This is a genomic window from Brevundimonas sp. DC300-4 (assembly GCF_049897365.1).
In the GTDB taxonomy this organism is placed as follows: Bacteria; Pseudomonadota; Alphaproteobacteria; order Caulobacterales; family Caulobacteraceae; genus Brevundimonas.
Genome location: NZ_JAFCWC010000048.1, coordinates 1 through 782, shown reverse-complemented (window position 1 = coordinate 782; position 782 = coordinate 1). Strand labels below are relative to the sequence as shown.

At 68.5% G+C, this 782-nt stretch carries 1 pseudogene; it reads right to left on the bottom strand.

Annotation, left to right across the window (positions count from 1 at the left end):
• Positions 1–782: pseudogene (locus ACP7AZ_RS17805) on the bottom strand (penicillin-binding protein 2); the annotation flags it as partial.

Sequence of the window (782 nt, the reverse complement as noted above, 5' to 3'; positions counted from 1 at the left end):
TCCATGACCACGCAGGCCCCGGACTCGTCGCCGAACACCTCGAGCGCCCGGTTCTGCACGTCGGCGTCCAGCGTCAGGACCACGTCCTTGCCTGGCACGGCAGGTCGAGAGCCGCCGACATCCTCTGCCACGACGCGGCCGCGCGCGTCGACCTCGACCCGGTTGCCGCCGGCCTCGCCGCGCAGGTCGGTGTCCAGCGCCTTCTCCACGCCCGAGCGGCCGATGCGGAAGCCGGGGTTGAACAGCATCTGGGGCGGCTCCTCGCCCCTGTCGCGGATCGCCTTGATGTCACGATCCGAGACCTTGGCGACATAGCCAATCACATGGGCGAAGGCCCCGGTGTAGGGATAGAAGCGCGCCTCGTTCATGTCCGCCATCACGCCGGGCAGTTCGGGCGCGTACAGATTGACCTTGGCGAACTCTTCCCAGCTCAGGTCGCTCTTGACCGGCACGGGGCTGAATCGCGGTGCGGCGTTGACGTCACGGATGATGGCGCGGCGGCGGTCGATGGTGTCCGGCAGCAGCCGACCCAACAGGTCCAGCGTCTGATCCAGATCCTTGGTCTCGTCGCGCACGACGAGGACGCGGAAGCTGGGCCGGTTGCCGGCGATGGTGACCCCGTTGCGGTCCAGGATTCGGCCGCGCGGCGGCGGGACGAGGCGGAAGTTGAACTGGTTCTGGCTGGCGAGGGTCGAATACTCCTGCGCCTGCACGACCTGAAGCTGGGCCAGTCGGATGGTCAGGGCCGTAACGCCCAGCGCCGTCAGCCCGCCGACCACGAA